Source organism: Arthrobacter sp. UC242_113 (assembly GCF_044054585.1).
Lineage (GTDB): Bacteria > Actinomycetota > Actinomycetes > Actinomycetales > Micrococcaceae > Arthrobacter.
The window spans coordinates 2,565,473-2,583,203 of the sequence record NZ_CP171968.1 but is presented as its reverse complement, the minus strand read 5'-3'; the positions used below and the strand labels follow the sequence as shown (position 1 = coordinate 2,583,203).

Here is a 17,731-nt window from a genome sequence, read left to right as displayed (position 1 = left end):
CTTCCGGTTGGCTTTCGCTGACAGGGTGGCGGTGCCGCATCTAAACCCTTGGAAGGTCTCTCTCCCATGTCTGAAATCTCCGGACGCAAGTTCGCACTGCTGCCCATGCTCGGCCACACCAAAGGCAAGCGCAGCCCTGTCACCTGTGCGCTCAAGTGCGACAACGCCTGTGCGGGCGACGTCTGCAACACGAGCTCCAACAGCTACTTCCGCGACATTGCCTCCACCACGTTGTCCCGCCGCGCCGCCCTGGGCTTCGGCGCCGCCGGTGCCCTCGCCGTCGTACTCGGCGGTGCCGTAACCTCCGGCGAGAAGGCCGTCGCCGACGGCGGGACCGGGCTGACGGCCGCCGCGAAGAACGGTTTTGGCCCGGGTGCGTCCAAGCTCCAGTTCACCGCCATCCCCGCCATTGCGTCCGACGTCGACGCCGTGACGGTGCCGGCGGGCTTCACGTGGCAGCCGGTGATCCGCTGGGGCGACCCGATCTTCAAGGACGCCCCGGCGTTTGAGCTGGGCAACCAGACCGCGGCAGCACAGGAGCGACAGTTCGGCTACAACAACGACTACTCGGACATCCTCGAGATCCCCGGCAGCAAGGGTCGCCGCGCTCTGCTGTTCGCGAACCACGAATACACGAACGAGAACATCATGTTCCCGGCCAGCATGCCGGCCGAGCAGATGCGTGCGGTGGGTGCGGCCGCCCACGGCCTGACCGTCGTCGAGCTGGAGCGCAAGAACAAGAACATGCCATGGAATTACGTCCAGGGCGCGCCGCTGAACCGCCGCTACCTGAACAGGACCCGCTACGAGCTGACCGGGCCTGTCGCCGGCTCGAACCTGGTCAAGACCGTGGCCGACCCCGAGGGCCGGTGGATCAACGGCACGCTGGGCAACTGCTCCGGCGGAACCACCCCGTGGGGCACCATCCTCTCGGGCGAGGAAAACTTCAACGGTTACTTCGTTGCTCCGGGCACGTCCGCCTCGGACAAGCGCTACGGGCTCACCAACAAGGCCACGGCGCGGCAGTGGGAGCTGGACGACCCGCGTTTCAACGCCACTAACGCTGGCTACGAAAACGAAACCAACCGGTTCGGATGGATTGTGGAGGTGGACCCGTTTGACCCGACGTCCACACCCAAGAAGCACTCTTCCTTGGGCCGCTTCAAGCACGAGGGCGCGAACGTGATCGTGGCCAAGTCCGGCCACGTGGTTGCCTACTCCGGCGATGACGAGCGCTTCGACTACCTCTACAAGTTCGTCTCCAGGGCCAAGTACCGCGAAGGCGACCGCAATCACAACATGACGCTCCTCTCCGAGGGCGACCTGTACGTTGCCAAGTTCACCGGCAGCGCCCCGGCCGCTGAGATCGACGGCAAGGGCTCCGTGCCTTCGGACGGCTCCTTCGACGGCACCGGCGAATGGCTGCCCCTGGTGGTCGGCGGCAAGTCCATGGTGGCCGGCATGTCCGTCGAGGAAGTCCTCGTGTACACGCGGCTGGCTGCGGACAAGGTGGGCCCCACCAAGATGGACCGCTGCGAGGACGTCCAGCCCAGCCTGCACACCGGCAAGGTCTACGTTGCGTGCACGAACAACTCGGACCGCGGCAAGGCGGGCAAGGAAGGCGCCACCGAGATCAACCCGCGCAACGAGAACCGCGACGGCCACATCGTTGAAATCACGGAGACCGGCGACCAGACCTCCCGGAAGTTCACGTGGAACCTGCTGATGGTCTGCGGGGATCCATCCACCGGCGACATCACCTATTTCTCCGGCTTCCCGGCCGACCAGGTCTCGCCGATTTCCTGCCCGGACAACCTGGCCTTCGACTCTGTGGGCAATCTCTGGATCTCCACCGACGGCGCCCCCTCCGGCATCGGCAAGGCCGACGGTCTGTTCAAGGTCACCCTGGAGGGCCCCGAGCGCGGCCGAGTGGAGCAGTTCCTGGCAGTGCCCCGCGACGCCGAAACCTGCGGCCCGATCGTCCACGACACCGAACGCAGCGTTTTCGTCTCCGTGCAGCACCCGGGCGAGGAAGGCACCTTCCAGGCACCGAACTCGTACTTCCCGGATTACGTTGCCGCCGGCGCGACTCCCCGCCCTGGCCAGGTCAGGGCTCCCCGCCCGGCCGTGATCCAGGTGTTCCGCTCCTAGGCTCCGCCTCGTTCTGCACCAGACGCTTCCTCACATCGGGTCGGGTTTTTCCCGACGCCCCGTCAGATCCTGCCGCTCTTAGGCCAACGCGTCCTCACTTTCCTTGGGAAAGTGAGGACGCGTTTGGCGTTGGGCGGCAGGATCTGATGACGCGTTTGGCGTTAAGCAGCAGGAGGTGAGGGAGCGTTGGGGTTAAGTCGCGGCAGGTGAAGGTGATTCTGTGACGCTTGACACGTGTTAGGTCGGTCGCCTACAGTTCCTAACACGTGTTAGGAAGGGAATTGACATGACCGGAGCCACAAATGGGCACCTGCGGGAAATCACCCGCCGAACAGCCCTCGGTGCCCTCGGCGCGGGAATAATCGGAGCGACAGTGGCATCGTGGCCGCGGCTCACGGGGACAGATATTCCGGGCCGCGGGGACAACAGCCTCAGCATCGCCATCATGGGCACCGCCGCGGACGCCGCCGCGCGGCAGCGCGCCATCGATGCCTTCACCCGGCTTCACCCCGAGATTAGGGTCAAGGTCCAGGCCATCCAGGCCGTGGACTGGAAGGACTTCTTCACTAAGATCCTCACCATGGTGGCGGCGGGCACGCCGCCGGACGTGGTCTACGTGGCCACCGAAGGAGCCCAGCTGTTCGCCGAGAAGCTCGCCCATCCGCTGGACGAGTTCGTGCGCCGCGACGCCGCGCACATGCGGGAGTTCTTCGACGATGTGCACCCCAGCCTGGTCGAGGCCTTCATGTACAAGGGCAGCCTGTACCAGCTCCCCATGGACTGGAACGCGGCCAACATGTACTACAACACCACCGCTTTCAGCCAGGCAGGGCTGGGGCGCCCGGCGGATGACTGGACGCACGTGGACTTCCGCAACAGCCTCGCCGCCATGCGGAAGGCGCGCACCTCGGACTTCACCCCCTACTACTGGACCAACCGGCTCTTCGGCGGCGTGGTTCCGTGGCTTTACGCCAATGACACCAGCTTCCTGAAGGAGACCCGCTCCACCGGCGGGGAATGGCTCTGGGACGGCTTCTACGCCCAGGACCCCTCCCGCAGCCTCCGCTCGGGCGGCTACCAGTGGCTGGAACCCAATGCCGACGACGACCGCGTCTTTGAGTCATTCGACTACCTTCGAGGGCTGGTCAAGGACGGGCTCGGGGTCAGGCCTGAGGAAGGCGGCGGCAGTTCCCTCGTGGGCCTGTTCGCCTCCAACCGGATCGGCACCACCCCGGCCGGCGGCTACTGGGTGCAGGGCCTGCACGAGGCCGGCATGGGCGCCAACGGCTTCGACGTCCAGTTCTTCCCGCGCTGGAAGACCCAGCGCCACCAGTTCGGCACCGCGGGTTACGCCATCATGAAGACCGCCAAGGACAAGGACGCGGCCTGGGAATGGATCAAGTTCAGTGCCAGCCGCGAGGCGATGGAGCTGATCTTCCCTAACCCCGTTACGACGCCGGCCCGGCGTTCCATGGTTAACGAGCGGCTTTACGCCGGCAAGGGACCCGCCCACTGGAAGGTCTTCTACGACACCCTGGACAAGTTCCCCACCACCGGACCCATCCCCGCACCGCCGCAGCAGGCCGCCGTCGAAACGGCCCTGATGAAGAACGTCTCGCTGGCTGTCAGCGGCGACGAACAGCGGCTGAAACAGGCCCTCGGCTCAATGCAGCGCGACCTTGAACTGGCCCTGAGGAGGCAGTCATGAGCACCACCACACCGCCGCGGCCAGACCAGGAAGCCCGTCGGGGCAGGCCGGGCACCGCAGCCGCTGCGCCGGCAACACACGCGTCCACCGGAAAGCAGGGGCAGCGCTGGCTGCCATGGATCTTCCTGGCGCCCACCGTCCTCGGCATGGGTCTGTTCACCCTGGTACCGATCGTGGCCTCCGTGGTCCTGGCGTTCTTCCGGTGGGACATCATTTCGGCGCCGTCGTTCGTGGGCTTCGACAACTTCTCGGAGGTGGTCCAGGACCCCACCGTCCGGGTGTCCTTTCTGAACACCATCGTTTTCGTTGTGGTGGCCGTGGCCCTCCAGCTGGGCCTCGCCCTTGCACTCGCCGTCATGGTGCAGGAGAAAATGCCGGCCTGGCTCCGCGTGTTCTTCCGCTCGGCGTTCTTCTTCCCGCTGATCCTGTCCGCGGCGTCCGTCTCCATCTTCATGCGGTACCTCTTCAACGAGCAGTTCGGCGTGGTCAACTGGTTCCTGTCACTCGTGGGCATTCCCGCGGTGCCGTGGCTGACCACACCGGGAGGGTCCGCCGCCGTCGTGGTCCTGGTGTACGTGTGGCAGAACTTCGGGTTCTCCTTCCTGCTGTTCATCGGCGGCCTGGCCTCCATTCCGGTGGAGACCTACGAGGCGGCGTCCATCGACGGCGCCACCGGCTGGCGCAAGCACCTGCACGTCACGCTGCCCCTGCTGAGCCCCACCACGCTCGTGGCTTCGGTGATGGCCATCATCAACGCACTGCAGGTGTTCGACCAGCCGTACGTCCTGACCCGCGGCGGCCCCGGCGATTCCACCCGCACCGCCGTCATGGTGATCTTCGAATCGGCATTCCAGCGCCTCGAATTCGGCCAGGCATCGGCCATCGGCGTGCTGCTCACCCTGATCATCATGGCCATCACGGCCGCGCAGTTCCGGCTAAGCAAACGATTCGTCTTCTACCAGTAAGGCCAGCCATGACAACCTCAACAGATCACGTTCTGGCCGCCGGGCATTCCCCGAAGCTGTCGCAGGGCCTCCCCGGAACATCGCCCAGCCGGCGCAGGTTCAGCTGGAACTTCGCGTTGCGCATCGTCCTGCTTTTGCTCGCCGCCGCTCTGACGCTGGGCCCGGTGCTGTGGACCCTGTCCACGTCGCTGCGGTCGCCGTCGGAATCCTTCAAGCTGCCACCGTCGTTCATTCCGTGGGATCCCGACTTCACGTCCTACGGTGAAGTGTTCCAGAAACTGAATATTCTCCTGCTGGTGCTCAACAGCGCCCTGGTGACCGGACTGATCGCGGTGGGCCAGATGATCTCCGCAGCGCTGGCGGGCTACGCGTTCGCGCACTTGAAGTTCCGCGGCCGCGGAGCGCTGTTCTCGATCGTGCTGGCCACCATGATGGTGCCCGTGCAGGTCACGATCGTCCCCGTCTTCATGCTGATCCGCGGAATGGGCCTCTCGGACACGCTGCTGGCGCTGATCCTGCCGGCCATTCCTACGGCGTTCGGCACGTTCCTGATGCGCCAGTACTTCATGGGGCTCCCGGCCGAGCTGGCGGAAGCCGCCTCGATCGACGGCGCCTCCCCGTGGCGGACATTCCGTTCCATCTATGCGCCGCTGGCCATGCCCGGCATGGCGATCGTCGGAATCCTCGCGTTCAACTACCACTGGAACGAATTCTTCCGTCCGCTCATCCTCACCATTTCCGAGCAGAACTTCACCCTCCCGCTGGGGCTTGTGTCACTTCAAGGCAACCTTGGCACCGGCAGCATCTCTGTGGTGCTGGCAGGCGTGGTGCTGTCCATGATCCCGGCGCTGGTGGTCTTCATGTTCGGCCAGCGCGCCCTCCAGGACGGCCTCACGGCCGGCACCGGAAAATAACCTACTCACCGAAAGGCCCACCATGCCCTCCCCGGACCTCGCCGCCGTCCGTTTCGAAGACGTCGCCGCCGCCCACACCGACCCCGCCTTCCCGCGGTTCCATCCCCGCCCGGCGCAGGGCTGGATCAACGACCCCAACGGCATCAGCCACATCAACGGCCGCTACCACGTGTTCTTCCAGTACAACCCGGACTCGGCCCGGCACCACAGGATCGCCTGGGGCCACGTGAGCTCAGCCGACCTGGTGCGCTGGGAGGAACACCCCGTGGCGCTGCGGCCCCAGCCCGGCGGCCCGGACGAATACGGCTGCTGGACCGGCGTGGTAACGGACGACGGCGGTGTTCCCACCGCGGCGTACTCCGGCGTCCGCGGGGACGGGGGCCACTCACAGGTGGTCATCGCCCGGGGATCGGAGGACCTGGTCAATTGGGATCAGACCGGCCACGTGGCGGCTTCTATGCCCGGGGGGCAGGTCACCGCGGTGCGCGACCCGTTCATTTTCCGGTTCAACGGCAAGCGGTACGCGATGCAGGGCGCAGGCCTCGCCAACGGTCACGCCGCATTGCTGCTGTACACGGTGGAGGACATGTCCGACTGGAAGTACCAGGGCGTCTGGCTGACTTCGGAAAATCCCGTGGCCGCCGAATCCACGCCTGCCGAGATCTGGGAGTGCCCGCAGCTGGTGCGGGTGCCGGATAGCGCCACTTCCTCTGACTCCGGGACTGACTCCGGGACGTGGCTGATGATGTTCTCGCTCTGGCTCTCCGGGGACGCACACGAGCACGCCAACGGAGTGGGCCACCTGATCGGCTCGCTGACCGCGGACCCGGCCACCGGCCTGCCGGTGTTCACTCCGCGCAGCGGCGGCAAGTCCGATCTTGGCCGCGACTTCTACGCTCCGCAGATTGTTGCCCTCGAGGACCGGGTATTGCTTTGGGGCTGGGCCAATGAAGGGCCGGGACGCGACGGACGCCGGGGGCGCAGCCAGGACGAGATCGACGCCGCTGGCTGGGCCGGCGTCCTGACCTTCCCGCGTGAACTCTCCGTAGTGGACGGTGCGCTGGCCGTCAGCCCCGCCCCCGAGATCGCGGGCTACCGCGGTGTGCCAGTCGCCAGCGCGGCCCGGTGCACCGTTGTGGTGCCTCCGTTCGCTGAAGCTGTGGTGACGGCTGGGGCGACCGGCGGGGACGCCGCCGTCGAACTCCTGCTCGTCGGGAAGGGCAGCAGCCAGATGGTCTTCCGCGGGGCCCTCGAGCCCGGGGAGGAGCTGCGGATCTTCGTGGATGCCTCGCTGGTAGAGGTTTACCGGTCAGGTTCCGTGGCCACCACCCTGCGCGCCTACCCTGCTGCCGGGGAGGAATGGGAGCTGCACCTTCCAGCCGGCGCGGTGGCGGATGTCCGGGCACTGGAGCAGCCGCCGGTCCAGGGCTGACGGCAGTCGGGACTTATGCCCGGCCGGGAATTAACGCCCGGCCGGGACGGGCCCGGTGGAATCACGGATCACCAGCCGGCAGGGAACGGTGGCCTCGGCGCTGGTACCGGCCGCCAGAGCGTCAGCGGCCTTGCCGCCGTCGTCCGTTTTGTCCGGGGCCGCTTCCACCTCGGCGAGCAGCGCTGTCATGGCGGCGGCGCCCATCTCGCGGAGCGGGAGGGCCATGGTGGTGAGGGCCGGGACCATGGCCTGGGCGACGCGGAATTCGTCGTCATAGCCCATGACGGACACATCCTGCGGGACGTTGAGGCCGAGCCGGTAGCAGGCGAGGACGACGCCGATGGCGAGGCGGTCGTTGGCGCACAGGATCGCGGTGGGCCGCACGGCCGGCTCGACACCGTCGAGGAATTTCATGGCGCCGTGGAATCCGGCGTCGATGTCCCAGCCCACTTGGAGGATCCGGTCCTCGTTCACCGGCACGCCTGCCGCGCCAAAGGCCTCGCGGTAGCCCTCAATGCGGCGGGGGGCCGCGGGCGTCAGGGAGTCGCCGGCGAGGAACGCGATATCCAGGTGGCCGAGGGCCATGACGTGCTCGGCGGCTTCCCGGCCGCCCCTGACCTCGTCCGGGATGACCGCGGGGAGGCGCGAGTCGGGGCGGTCATCGAAGCAGTTGGCCAGGATCGACGGGACTCGGGCCATGTTAGGCGGCACGTGCAGGGGGCGCAGACCCACGGTGACGTACATCAGCCCGTCCACCTGCCGGTCGAGCAGGGTTTCGACGGCGCTCTCGTCCCGGGATTCGTCCAGCTCCGTGTCCATCACGATGGTGACGAAGCCGTGTTCCCGGGCGACGGCGTCGGCCCCGGCGATGATGTTGCCGTCGAACGGGCTGGTGACCACCTGGTCCGATACGATCCCGATGACCCGCGACTGCTGGTTCCGCAGACTCAGGGCAATCTTGTTGGGGGAGTAGTTGAGCGCCACGGCGGCTTCCCGGATGCGCTGCTGGCTTTCGAAGGCGACGTTGCCGTCACCCCGCCCATTGAGCACCAGTGACACGGCGCTGCGGGAGACGCCCGCCAGCTTGGCGACGTCCAGTGCGGTGGCCTTGCGGTTCATGGGCTGATCCTCGCGGTGGAAAACTCTCTGTTGTGCTGTAGTTTACCTAACTCGTGTGAGACGGCAGGACGTGAGGACGCGTTGGTGGATAAGCGGCAGGACGTGATGGAGCGTCGGTTGGTGGCAGACTGGTTTGGTGACTTCACCGGATCCCACCGAGCCTTCTGCCTATACCATCGGCGCGCCTGCAGACCCTGCTGGCACTGCGGAGCAGGACCAGCAACCCGCAGCTTCCCCGGCCAACCCCGAGCCCGCCCTGACGTCGATGGCTTCCGCACGGATTGCCGTTGCCACGCTGCTCGGCGGCGGCATCCGCTACGTCGTTGTAGCCCCGGGCTCGCGGTCCGCCCCCATGGCCTACGCGCTGGCAGAGGCCTCGGCAGCAGGAAAAGTTGAACTGCTGGTGCGCATCGATGAGCGTTCGGCGGGGTTCACCGCGCTTGGCCTGGCCCTGGCCACCGGCGCGCCGGTAGCTGTGCTGACGACGTCGGGAACCGCCGTCGGGAATCTCCTCCCCGCAGTGATGGAGGCCAACCACGCCGCCGTCCCGCTGGTAGTGGTCTCCGCGGACCGGCCGGAAGAGCTGCGCGGCACGGGCGCGAACCAGACCACCATCCAGCTTGACCTGTTCGGCGAGCACGTCCGCTTCGCCGTCGATGTGCCCGCCGGCGAGAGCCCGCAGCGTGCGGTGGAAACATCGCTTGCCGCAGCCACCGGGGCCTTCGAGGACACACCGCCGGGACCGGTCCAGCTCAATCTCGCTTTCCGTGATCCGCTGGTGCCCGCGGCGGGGGAGCGGCTGCCGGAACAGCGCGGCCACGGGACCTTCCGGATCGGCACCGAACCGCTCACCATGACCCTCGACCCCGCCCCGGCTGAGCTTCCGGAACGGCGGACCGTGGTCCTTGCCGGGCACGACGCCGGTCCAGTCGCCGAGGCCTTCGCCCGCGCGCACGGACTGCCGCTGCTGGCCGAGCCGTCGTCCAACTCCCGTTTCGGCCCCAACGCCGTGGGACCGTACCGCCTGCTGCTGGAGCACTTCGGCCCGGACTCGGCGCTGCCGATCGAGCGTGCCGTGGTGTTCGGGCGCCCCACGCTGTCCCGGCCGGTGTCAGCGCTGCTGGCCCGGACGGACGTCCCGGCAGCACTGTATGAACCGGTGCCGGTTGCCTGGTACGAGCCGGGTCGGCGCCGGGAAACGCCGATCGCTAGCCTCGCTGAACTCGCGGAGTTCGCTGGCCGGGGCTCGGCTGCGTGGCTTGACGCCTGGCTGCTCGCGGGCGCCGCTGCCCAGCATGCCGTCGACGGCATACTTGCCACGGCGGAGGCGGCGACCGGTCCAGCCGTCGGCTCGCTCGTCTGGCAGAACGCCCGCGGCCAGCTGGTCCTCGGCTCATCCAACGGCATCCGCGACGTCGACCTCGCCGGCCAGCCCGCACCGGAACCGGCCACCACGGTCTTCGCCAGCCGGGGCCTGGCCGGGATCGACGGCACCATTTCCACCGCCAGCGGCATCGCCCTCGGCGGACACCAGGAGACCACCCTGCTGCTCGGCGACGTCACCTTCCTGCACGACGCCGGCGGGCTCTTCCTCGGTGCCGGCGAGGAACAGCCGCAGCTGCGCATCGTGGTCCTCAACGACTCCGGCGGGGCCATCTTCAGCCTCCTCGAGCACGGCGCGGTCGCCGAGGCCGGCGGCTACGGGGACGCCGTCGAACGCCTCTTCGGCACCCCGCACTCAGTGGACCTCGCGGCACTTGCCGCGGCGTACGGCGTCGGGCATTGTTCGGTGAGTACGACGGCGGGTCTCGCCGAGGCGCTGGCCGCACCGTTCACGGGACGCACCATCATCGAGGTGCGCACGGGCCGGCATGAACTCCGCGCCCTGCACGGCAGGATCAAGGCTGCGGTGGCGGAAGCGGCGGCGGGAGTCCTCGCGGGTTAGGGGGCATGTGACTCGGGTTCGAGTTTGGCCATCACCCGTTCGGAAAGGGCCACGAGCATCCGACGGTCCTCGGGAGTCATGAGCGAGAGAAAGTTCTCCCGGACCCATTCGACGTGGCCCGGTGATGCCGCTCTCAAGGCAGCCCGCCCGGCCTCGGTGAGTCGGACCAGCGTGCCGCGCCCATCGTCGGCAGCCGGCTCGCGGGTGACAAGTCCCCGCTTCTCCATGCGTCCCAACTGGTGCGCAAGCCGGCTGCGGTCCCAGCCTGCACTGTATCCCAGGTCCCGGGGGCGCATGCCTGCGGCTCCGGCTTCAGCGAGCGGAGCGAGCATCTGGTAATCAGCGCCGGAGACACCGCTCCCGGCCAGCTGCCGCTCCATCCCGGCGGCCAGTTGACGGCTGAAAAGGATGTAAGCGAGCCACGCCTCCTCCTCGTCCTTGCTCAACCAGCGAGGCTTTGGCACGGGCGGTCCTTTCGTACGAGGTGAGCAAAAGTTGTTGACGTATCAGCATGATATCAGCCAGACTTGATGATACATCAGCAATTCACCGGCATGGGGGATACCGGCAAAAGTCCAAAGGAATACGGCCATGACCAGCCAGCCAGAGACAAAAGTCCTTTCCATCCCTAGCGCCGGAACCTACCGCATCGACGGTGTCCGCTCGGGCATCACCTACACCAGCCGGCACATGTTCGGCTTGGGCAAGGTGCGCGCCAAATTCAGCATTGCGTCCGGGCGGCTGGAGATCGGCGAATTGCTTGCGGACTGCCGCGCCACCGCCACCATCGCCGCAGCAAGCTTTATGTCAAACAATGCGAAGCGGGATGGTGATGTCCGCGGTCCGAGACTGTTGGACGTGGCCAGTTTTCCGGACATCGAGTTCGCTTCCACCGGGGTGCGGGAGGACGAACGCGGGATTGTGCTCGTCGGGACGGTGGCCATGCATGGGGTTGTCACTCCCGTGCAATTGCCGGTCTCGTCCTGGGAAGTCCGAAATCCCGACCGCATCCAAGTGCTGGCCCGGGCGGACCACCTGGACCGCTATTCGTTCGGTGTCACGGGGGCAAAAGGATGGGTGGGCCGCTACTTTGACCTGGACTTTAACGTGGTGGTGGTGCGCGCCGCTGGCAACTGACGTGCCGGCGCCCTGAGTCCTGACGCGCAAATGCCCTGGAGCTGCGGGAATCCTGCAGCGCCAGGGCATTGCCCGTGGGAAAGAACCTACTCGGCGATCTCGATGTGGGTCGGGTCCAGCACGCGGCGGAGGAATTCCTTGGTGCGTCCTTGGGTGGGGGAGCCGATGACCTGCTCGGCCACGCCCTCCTCGACCACCACGCCGCCGTCCATGAACACCACGCGGTCCGCGACTTCCCGGGCGAAGCCCATCTCGTGCGTGACCACCAGCATGGTCATGCCTTCCTTGGCCAGGTTTCGCATGACCGAGAGGACGTCGCCGACAGTCTCAGGGTCGAGGGCGGAGGTGGGCTCGTCGAAGAGCATCAGCTCGGGGTCCATGCTCAGCGCGCGGGCGATCGCCACACGCTGCTGCTGGCCGCCGGAGAGCTGGTCCGGGAACCGGTCGGCAAGGTGGCCGAGTCCCACTCGCTCAAGGTTGGCATGGGCGATCTTGTCTGCTTCGGCCTGGGGGCGCTTCAGCACCTTGGTCTGGGCGATCGTGCAGTTGCGCAGCGCGTTCAGGTGCGGAAACAGGTTGAATTGCTGGAACACCATGCCCACCTTGCGGCGCATCTTGTCGATGTCCACGTCGGCGTCCGTGGCGTCGAAGCCGCCCACGTGGATGCTGCCTTCATTGGGCTGCTCCAACAGGTTGACGCACCGCAGCAGGGTGGACTTGCCGGAACCGGACGGGCCGATCAGGCACACCACTTCGCCCGGTGCGACGTCCAGGCTGATGCCTTTGAGGACCTCGTTGGAGCCGTACGATTTGCGCAGGTCCTTGATGGCCACACCGGCGGCGTGGACGCGCCCGCTTTGGGTGCGGGAGTGAATTTCGACGTCGTTCATGACTTCCCTGCCTAACGCTTGGTCCGCGCGGAGCGGCTTTCGAACTTCCGGGCCAGGAGGCTCAGGGGGATGGTGACCACGAGGTAGAACGCACCCGCCACGAGGAGCGGAGTGAGTCCCGCGCCGAGGCTGGAGATACCGTCGCGGCCAAACTTGGTGAGTTCGTACTGCGCCGCCGTGAGGCCCAGAACGTAGATCAGCGAGGAGTCCTTGGTCAGCAGGATGACCTCGTTGGTCAGCGGGGGGAGGACAATCCTGAAGGCCTGCGGGATGACGATCGTGACCATGGCCCGCCACTGCGGCATGCCCAGCGACCGCGCGGCTTCCGTCTGGCCCTTGGGCACGGCCTGCAGCCCGGCACGAAGCGTCTCGGCGATGTAGGCTGCCGCCACCATGCCCAGCGACACCATCACCACGACGGCCACGTTCCACTGGACACCGAACGCCAGCGGAACGCCGTAGCCGAAAGCGATGAAGACCAGCAGCGCCGGGATGCCGCGGAAGAATTCAATGTAGCCGGTGGCGATCCAGCGGTACAACGGGAAGCTGGAGAGCTTCATGAGGGCCAGCAGCAGGCCCCCGGACAGGCCCACGATGAACCCCAGGAACGTGTAGATCAGGGTGTTTTTCAGGCCTGAGAAGAAGATGTCCGGGAACATCGGGCCGATCTTGCCGAAGTTGAAGACGTTGGTGGTGAGGGTCTTCCAGTCGGTGGCCAGGATCAGTGCGGCCACAGCCACAACGAAAATCCCGGCCTGGACGTACAGGCTTACTCTGGCCCGCTGTCGTGCGGTCATTGCCATGGTGTACTCACATTCGTTTTGCGCAGTGGAGGCCCCGCACGGACTGTTGAACAGATCCCGGACGAGGCCCCTGCCGCGTAGGTGTCAGGCGCGCCGGTTACTTGGTGGCTTCGCCGAACCAGCTGGTCTCGAACTTCTTGAGGCTTCCGTCGTCGGTCAGGCGCTTCAGCGTCGTGTTGACCTGCTCGAGCATGGCGGTGTTGCCCTTCTTGACCGCGATACCGAGCTTTTCCCCCGTGGCGTAGTTCTCGACACGCTTGAACTTGGAGTCATCCTTGATGGCGTAGCCGAGGACCGACTGGTTGCCCAGGGCCGCTTCGATGGTGCCCGCCTTGAGTGCCTGGACCAGGAGGCCGGTGTCCTCAAACTGCTGCGCGTCGATGCCCTTGTCCTTCGCGTACTTGGCACCCGTGGTGGCCTGCTGGACGCCCACCTTCTTGCCCTTGGCGCCCTCGACGTTCGTGATGCCGGAGGCCTCGGATGCCACGAGCGTCAGGTCGTCGTTCAGGTAGGGGTCGGAGAAGTCCATAACGGCCTTACGGGTATCCGTGATGGAAATGGAGGAGATGGAGACGTCGCAGCCGGTGAGTGCGGTGCCGGTCTCGATGGCCTCGAAGGAGCTGTCCACCACGTTGACTTCAGCCTTCATGTCCTTGGCCAGCTCGCCGGCGATGTCCATGTCGAAGCCCACGATCTTGCCGTCCTTCTGGAATTCGAAGGGCTCGTAGGGGACGTCGGAGCAGATGGTGAGCTTTCCGGCATTGATCAGCTGCACGCCGCTGCTGCTGGTGGCAGCCGGGGTGGAGCCGCCGCCGCCGCAAGCGGTGAGGCTGATGGCCCCGACGGCGAGGATTGCGGCTGCCTTGGCGCTGAAAGTGGCCGTGGCACGGGACTTGAGCTGCATTTCTTTACCTTTTGTTGCAGGGGTATGCGGAACTAAATCGGTTCATAGTGTAACGCCGAAGAGGAGATGTGCATCACAGAAAACTAAGTTTCACTATTTGATAACTAAACCACAGCGTTTTTCAAGGGCTTTAATCTTAGGTCTGTCCGGGATCCCGGACGCACACTGCCTCGGTAGGACGGCGCGGATGGCTGGATCAGGTCAGTTGCTGATCCCTAGCGACTCCAGCATCGGCCGGAACTTAGCCCACGTCTCCGCGAGCTCTGCCTCCGGCTGCGAACCCTCGACAATTCCGCACCCGGCATATAGCCGAACGGTAGTGGGGGACTCGATGACGGCGCCGCGCAGCGCGATGCCCCACTCCCCGTTCCCTGCGGCGTCGAGCCAGCCCACGGGGCCCGCGTACGGGCCCCGGTCCATGTGTTCGAGTTCCCGGATCAGAGCCCCCGCAACCTGCGTCGGGGTCCCGCATACGGCGGCGGTGGGGTGCAGCGCGTTGATGAGAGCAAGACAGGTGGGGACGTGGCCCTCCACCTCGGTGAGCTCGGCCTTGACGTCGGACGCGAGGTGCCACACGTTGGGCAGCTCCAGGATGAACGGCTCGTCGTGGGCGTTCATGGCCTCGGAGAAAGGTGCGAGCTGGGTGGTCAGCGACTGGATGGCGATCTCGTGCTCGTGCCGCTGCTTCTCCGACCCCGCCAGGACCCGCTCAGCGTAGTCAAGCGGCAGCCCGGCCTCGCCGACGGCGTCGCGGCGGTCCAGTGTCCCGGCGAGCACCCTGGCCTGGGCGGTGCGGCCCTCCACTTGGATGAGCATTTCCGGTGTGGCGCCCACGAGCCCGTCGACGCCGTAGGTCCAGCATTCCCGGTACCGTTCGGCCAGCTGACGCAACACCTCGGCGGCGTTCACGCCCTCGGGAACCGTGGCCACGATGTCCCGGGCCAGGACCAGCTTCTCCAGTTTCCCGGTGCGGATCTCGGCGACGCCGGCGGTGACCGCGTCCATCCAGTCCTCTTCGCTGAGGGAACCGGTCTTCAGAGTGGCCTGGTTTGGGACCGCGGCCGGGTCCGGAAGTACGACGGCGGCACCCGGGTCCGGCGCCAGCCACCCCTTCAGTGCGGCGAACGCGCCCGCCTCGGTGAGTTCGCCGTCGTCGGCCGTTATCTGGGTGAGCCAGGCGCGGCCGTCCCGGACGCCCACCACGATCTCCGGCACGATCAGGCGGGATTCGTGGTCTGACGCCTTGGAGAACGCGAAGGATCCGAACGCCACCGGGCCGGTGCCGGGGCATTCCACATGGTCGGTGATGTCTGCCTCAATGACCAGGTGGCGCCACCAGATGTCCGCCTCAAGGAACCGCTCGGGGCCCGTGGCGGTGAACCGCGCAGCCTCACCGAAGCCAACCAGACCGGCTTCGCGGCGGGTCCAGCACAGGACGTCATCGCGGACCAGATACGACGGCAGCCCCTCGGGAGCCGATTCTCCATCCAAAGGGACTGTCAGGGTGCGGAGCGTGCTGGTCATGATGGGTCAACAGTACTCCGCGCAGCAAGTTGGGGGCGTTTCCCCGCGGATCGGCCGGGCCACCACGCCCGGCGGCGGCCGTGTCACGGAGCCTGCGGAACTTTTGAGACAATGACATGGTGAACCGAGCATCCTTGGATAAGCGTCCGGACGAAGTAGCAACGATGTTTGACGACGTCGCACCCAAATACGACGTCGTCAACGATGTCCTCTCGATGGGGCAGACTCGCCGCTGGCGCAAGGTTGTGGTCGAAGCCATGGATGTACGGGCCGGCCAGCGGGTGCTGGACCTGGCCGCCGGGACAGGAACCTCCAGCGAGCCATATGCCGATGCAGGCATAGACGTGGTGGCCTGCGATTTCTCCCTCGGCATGCTCAAGGTAGGCAAGCGCCGCCGCCCCGACATCGACTTCATCGCCGGTGACGCCACCAACCTGCCCTTCGCCGACAACACCTTTGACGCCAGCACCATCTCCTTCGGCCTACGCAACGTCAACGAGCCCAAGAAGGCCCTGGCCGAGATGCTCCGGGTGACCAAACCGGGCGGCAAGCTGGTCATCGCCGAGTTCTCCCAGCCCGTCGTTCCGCTGTGGCGCACCATGTACACCGAGTACCTCATGCGCGCCCTGCCGGCCATCGCCACCAAGGTGTCCTCCAACCCGGATGCGTACGTCTACCTGGCGGAGTCCATCCGCGCCTGGCCCGACCAGGACAACCTCGCCGCGTGGTTGCAGGACGCCGGCTGGGAGGATGTCACCTACCGCAACCTGAGCGGCGGCATCGTTGCCGTCCACCGCGCCCACAAGCCCCTCACGGGCAACGGCTCGGCGGAAGCCATCGCAGCCCACACAGGCCCGGTGGCCAAGCTGCGCCGCAACCTCCCGCGGACCGCCCGCTGACACTGTGAAAGTACTGATTGTTGGCGCGGGTCCCGCCGGATCCACCGCCGCGTATTACCTCGCCAAAGCCGGCATCGACGTCACGGTCCTGGAAAAGACCAGCTTCCCGCGCGAAAAAGTGTGCGGCGACGGGCTCACTCCGCGCGCTGTCCGCGAGATCCAGAAGCTCGGCCTGCCGCACCCCGAACAGGACGGCTGGCGCCAGAACAAGGGGCTGCGCCTGCTCGCCGGCGGCCGCAGCATTGAACTGCCGTGGCCCGAGGTGTCCGATTTTCCGCAGTACGGCCTGATCCGCACCCGCCTGGGCTTCGACGAGGAACTCGCCCGGCACGCGCAGGCCGCCGGCGCCACTGTCCTGGAACGCCACAGCGTGACGGAGGCGTTCCGCAACGGTGACGGCCGCGTGACCGGCGTGCGCGCAGCGATCCTGGACGAGACCGGACGGAAGACGGGGGAGACGCTCGACTTCAGTGCCGACGTCGTGCTTGCTGCCGACGGCAACTCCACCCGCACCGCCGTCTCCCTCGGCATCCAGAAGCGTGATGACCGGCCCCTGGGCGTCGCCGTCCGCACCTATTTCACATCGCCGCGGCACGACGACGACTGGATGGAAGGCTGGCTGGAACTTCCCGGCCGCGACGGTAAACTCCTGCCCGGATACGGCTGGGTGTTCGGCGTCGGCGACGGCACGTCCAACGTAGGCCTGGGCATCCTCAACTCGTCCAAGGAATTCGGCAAGCTGGACTACAAGCAGGTGCTCCGCGAATGGACCGCCGGCATGCCCTCCGAATGGGGCTTCACCCCGGAGAACCAGGTGGGGGAGATCCGTGGCGCCGCCCTGCCCATGGGCTTCAACCGCACCCCGCACTACTCGCCCGGCCTGCTGCTCCTCGGCGACGCCGGCGGTATGGTGTCCCCGTTCAACGGCGAGGGCATCTCCTACGCCATGGAGTCTGCCCGCTTCGCGGCCGAGTTCATCATTGACGCCAGCTCCCGTGCCGCTTCAGGGGGTTGGAATACGTCCGACGCCGACACGCGGCTCACGGGGTACGCGGACTATGTGCGGGAACAGTGGGGATCCCACTTCACGCTGGGGCGAGCCTTCGCAGCGCTGATCGGCAAGCCCGCTGTCATGAAGCTCGCGCTGCGGACGGGGATGCCCATTCCCGTGCTGATGCGCTTCGTGGTCCGGCTGCTGGCCAACCTGACCGACCCGTCGGCCAAGGGCTTCGAAGACCGCGTGATCCGCCTCCTCGAACTGCTGGTCCCGGCCACTTCCAACTCGTCCGCCCTTGCCCCCTCCGGCTCCAAATCAGCGGTTTCCGCAACAAAAAGTTAGG

The 17,731-nt window shown here is 66.6% G+C and carries 15 protein-coding genes; 9 read left to right on the top strand and 6 right to left on the bottom strand.

Features of this window, described 5'->3' with window-relative positions; genetic code table 11:
• Window positions 1–66 precede the first annotated feature (66 nt).
• The 5 genes from ACHMXB_RS11705 to ACHMXB_RS11685 all read left to right on the top strand — a co-directional run bounded on the left by ACHMXB_RS11705 (window position 67) and on the right by ACHMXB_RS11685 (window position 7,170).
• A complete protein-coding gene (locus ACHMXB_RS11705; protein ID WP_395398489.1) occupies window positions 67–2,151 on the top strand; it encodes a PhoX family protein in 2,085 nt (694 codons plus the stop codon).
• 286 nt (window positions 2,152–2,437) lie between these two features.
• Window positions 2,438–3,859, top strand: a complete 1,422-nt coding sequence (locus ACHMXB_RS11700) for an extracellular solute-binding protein (protein WP_395398488.1) — start codon at window positions 2,438–2,440, stop codon at window positions 3,857–3,859.
• Window positions 3,856–4,824, top strand: a complete 969-nt coding sequence (locus ACHMXB_RS11695) for a carbohydrate ABC transporter permease (protein WP_395398487.1) — start codon at window positions 3,856–3,858, stop codon at window positions 4,822–4,824. Before ACHMXB_RS11700 ends, ACHMXB_RS11695 begins: the two co-directional genes overlap by 4 nt.
• Window positions 4,825–4,832: 8 nt before the next feature.
• Window positions 4,833–5,738, top strand: a complete 906-nt coding sequence (locus tag ACHMXB_RS11690; RefSeq protein ID WP_395398486.1) for a carbohydrate ABC transporter permease — start codon at window positions 4,833–4,835, stop codon at window positions 5,736–5,738.
• A gap of 22 nt (window positions 5,739–5,760) precedes the next feature.
• Window positions 5,761–7,170, top strand: a complete 1,410-nt coding sequence (locus ACHMXB_RS11685) for a glycoside hydrolase family 32 protein (protein WP_395398485.1) — start codon at window positions 5,761–5,763, stop codon at window positions 7,168–7,170.
• 30 nt (window positions 7,171–7,200) lie between these two features.
• Here the strand turns inward: ACHMXB_RS11685 and ACHMXB_RS11680 are convergent, their stop codons facing one another.
• Entirely contained in the window at window positions 7,201–8,289 is a 1,089-nt protein-coding gene (locus ACHMXB_RS11680) for a LacI family DNA-binding transcriptional regulator (RefSeq protein ID WP_395398484.1), read from the bottom strand.
• Between the two features lie 265 nt (window positions 8,290–8,554).
• Here ACHMXB_RS11680 and menD point away from each other — a divergent pair, with 265 nt between their 5' ends.
• Window positions 8,555–10,234, top strand: coding sequence for a 2-succinyl-5-enolpyruvyl-6-hydroxy-3-cyclohexene-1-carboxylic-acid synthase (menD, locus tag ACHMXB_RS11675; RefSeq protein ID WP_395405244.1), 1,680 nt, complete (start codon window positions 8,555–8,557; stop codon window positions 10,232–10,234).
• On the opposite strand, the gene ACHMXB_RS11670 is transcribed toward menD, so the two are convergent.
• Window positions 10,231–10,680, bottom strand: coding sequence for a MarR family winged helix-turn-helix transcriptional regulator (locus tag ACHMXB_RS11670; RefSeq protein ID WP_395398483.1), 450 nt, complete (start codon window positions 10,678–10,680; stop codon window positions 10,231–10,233). The two genes, menD and ACHMXB_RS11670, sit on opposite strands and share 4 nt — an antisense overlap.
• A 145-nt stretch (window positions 10,681–10,825) precedes the next feature.
• Between ACHMXB_RS11670 and ACHMXB_RS11665 the strand changes: the two genes are divergently transcribed.
• Entirely contained in the window at window positions 10,826–11,371 is a 546-nt protein-coding gene (locus tag ACHMXB_RS11665) for a YceI family protein (RefSeq protein ID WP_395398482.1), read from the top strand.
• Between the two features lie 86 nt (window positions 11,372–11,457).
• On the opposite strand, the gene ACHMXB_RS11660 is transcribed toward ACHMXB_RS11665, so the two are convergent.
• The 4 genes from ACHMXB_RS11660 to ACHMXB_RS11645 all read right to left on the bottom strand — a co-directional run bounded on the left by ACHMXB_RS11660 (window position 11,458) and on the right by ACHMXB_RS11645 (window position 15,492).
• Window positions 11,458–12,261, bottom strand: a complete 804-nt coding sequence (locus ACHMXB_RS11660) for an amino acid ABC transporter ATP-binding protein (protein WP_395398481.1) — start codon at window positions 12,259–12,261, stop codon at window positions 11,458–11,460.
• 11 nt (window positions 12,262–12,272) lie between these two features.
• A complete protein-coding gene (locus ACHMXB_RS11655; RefSeq protein ID WP_111905073.1) occupies window positions 12,273–13,064 on the bottom strand; it encodes an amino acid ABC transporter permease in 792 nt (263 codons plus the stop codon).
• 97 nt (window positions 13,065–13,161) lie between these two features.
• Window positions 13,162–13,968 carry an ABC transporter substrate-binding protein gene (locus ACHMXB_RS11650; RefSeq protein WP_395398480.1) on the bottom strand — a complete coding sequence of 269 codons (807 nt, stop codon included), beginning with the start codon at window positions 13,966–13,968 and terminating at the stop codon, window positions 13,162–13,164.
• 201 nt (window positions 13,969–14,169) lie between these two features.
• A complete protein-coding gene (locus ACHMXB_RS11645; RefSeq protein WP_395398479.1) occupies window positions 14,170–15,492 on the bottom strand; it encodes an isochorismate synthase MenF in 1,323 nt (440 codons plus the stop codon).
• A gap of 119 nt (window positions 15,493–15,611) precedes the next feature.
• On the opposite strand from ACHMXB_RS11645, the gene ACHMXB_RS11640 reads away from it, so the two are divergent.
• Together ACHMXB_RS11640 and ACHMXB_RS11635 are read left to right on the top strand one after the other, a co-directional pair.
• Window positions 15,612–16,391, top strand: a complete 780-nt coding sequence (locus ACHMXB_RS11640; RefSeq protein WP_190603703.1) for a demethylmenaquinone methyltransferase — start codon at window positions 15,612–15,614, stop codon at window positions 16,389–16,391.
• A 4-nt stretch (window positions 16,392–16,395) separates the two neighbouring features.
• Window positions 16,396–17,730 carry a geranylgeranyl reductase family protein gene (locus ACHMXB_RS11635; RefSeq protein ID WP_395398478.1) on the top strand — a complete coding sequence of 445 codons (1,335 nt, stop codon included), beginning with the start codon at window positions 16,396–16,398 and terminating at the stop codon, window positions 17,728–17,730.
• The last annotated feature ends 1 nt before the right edge of the window (window position 17,731 follow it).

What these genes read in the sequence shown, in the direction of transcription:
- ACHMXB_RS11705 (WP_395398489.1), top strand. Translation starts at nt 67, where the DNA reads ATGTCTGAAATCTCCGGACGCAAGTTCGCACTGCTGCCCATGCTCGGC.
- ACHMXB_RS11700 (WP_395398488.1), top strand. Translation starts at nt 2,438, where the DNA reads ATGACCGGAGCCACAAATGGGCACCTGCGGGAAATCACCCGCCGAACA.
- ACHMXB_RS11695 (WP_395398487.1), top strand. Translation starts at nt 3,856, where the DNA reads ATGAGCACCACCACACCGCCGCGGCCAGACCAGGAAGCCCGTCGGGGC.
- ACHMXB_RS11690 (WP_395398486.1), top strand. Translation starts at nt 4,833, where the DNA reads ATGACAACCTCAACAGATCACGTTCTGGCCGCCGGGCATTCCCCGAAG.
- ACHMXB_RS11685 (WP_395398485.1), top strand. Translation starts at nt 5,761, where the DNA reads ATGCCCTCCCCGGACCTCGCCGCCGTCCGTTTCGAAGACGTCGCCGCC.
- ACHMXB_RS11680 (WP_395398484.1), bottom strand. Translation starts at nt 8,289, where the DNA reads ATGAACCGCAAGGCCACCGCACTGGACGTCGCCAAGCTGGCGGGCGTC.
- menD (WP_395405244.1), top strand. Translation starts at nt 8,555, where the DNA reads ATGGCTTCCGCACGGATTGCCGTTGCCACGCTGCTCGGCGGCGGCATC.
- ACHMXB_RS11665 (WP_395398482.1), top strand. Translation starts at nt 10,826, where the DNA reads ATGACCAGCCAGCCAGAGACAAAAGTCCTTTCCATCCCTAGCGCCGGA.
- ACHMXB_RS11660 (WP_395398481.1), bottom strand. Translation starts at nt 12,261, where the DNA reads ATGAACGACGTCGAAATTCACTCCCGCACCCAAAGCGGGCGCGTCCAC.
- ACHMXB_RS11655 (WP_111905073.1), bottom strand. Translation starts at nt 13,064, where the DNA reads ATGGCAATGACCGCACGACAGCGGGCCAGAGTAAGCCTGTACGTCCAG.
- ACHMXB_RS11650 (WP_395398480.1), bottom strand. Translation starts at nt 13,968, where the DNA reads ATGCAGCTCAAGTCCCGTGCCACGGCCACTTTCAGCGCCAAGGCAGCC.
- ACHMXB_RS11645 (WP_395398479.1), bottom strand. Translation starts at nt 15,492, where the DNA reads ATGACCAGCACGCTCCGCACCCTGACAGTCCCTTTGGATGGAGAATCG.